The following is an 878-nucleotide window of genomic DNA, read 5'->3' as shown; positions in this document are numbered from 1 at the left end:
AGGTATTGGATAGCATCTTCGAAGCCATCTTCTAAAGTTCGAATTGCTTTCTCCAGTTTTGGATTATCTCCAAAACGTTCAAGAAATTCATCTTTAAACTTTCGGGCATCCTCTACACTAACAGCTTCAAAAATTCTTTTTAAACCTAGTTTTTCTTCATCTATCCCTTTTTTGGGCATTACATTAAAGATATTTCGCTTGAGATGGACTGTACAACGTTGCCAAACAGTTCCGACGAAGACCTCTTTTAGAGCCTTTTTTAAGCCAGCATGTGCATCTGTAATAAACAGTTTAGGTGATTGTACTCCCCTAGATTGTAAGTGATGTAAAAAGGCTTTCCACGCATCATAGCTCTCAACGTGATCTACTCTTACTCCAAGGATTTCTCGGCGGTTTTCTTCCGTAATGGCAGTAGCAATATAAACAGCTTTTGATACAACACGATTATGTTCGCGCACTTTAATATACATAGCGTCAGCAAAGATATAGGGATAGTATGTCGTGTTCAACGGTCGATTTGCCCAAGAGTTGACAATTGGATCAAGTTTTTCAGTAAGGGAAGAAACAAAAGACTTTGAAACACTTTCACCACATAATTGTTGAACAATATTTTTGACTTTTCGAGTAGACACACCGTTTACAACCATTTCTAGCATTGAAAGTACAAATGCTTGATCACAACGTGCATATTTTTCAAACAAGGAAGGTGAAAATCCCCCATTGCGAGTACGAGGAACCCTCAGATTCACCCTACCAATACTCATAATGAGCTCACGCTCATAGTATCCATTACGAGAATCAATTCGGTCAGTAGAACGTTCATAAGCTCCAACTTGTAGATATTCGTCACGTTCTTTCTCCATCACAGAATTTAAAAC

1 protein-coding gene is annotated in these 878 nt (G+C 38.3%); it reads right to left on the bottom strand.

What is annotated here, in order from left to right; translation table 11 throughout:
* Nucleotides 1-878, bottom strand: an 878-nt coding sequence (locus E1I69_RS24215; protein ID WP_136382025.1) for an IS256 family transposase, incomplete at both ends; no start/stop codon positions are given.

Origin of the sequence: Bacillus timonensis (assembly GCF_004799755.1) — a bacterium.
Lineage (GTDB): Bacteria > Bacillota > Bacilli > Bacillales > Bacillaceae_L > Ferdinandcohnia > Ferdinandcohnia timonensis_A.
The sequence above is the reverse complement of the archived record's forward strand: the minus strand, read 5'-3'. Positions and strand labels throughout refer to the sequence as shown.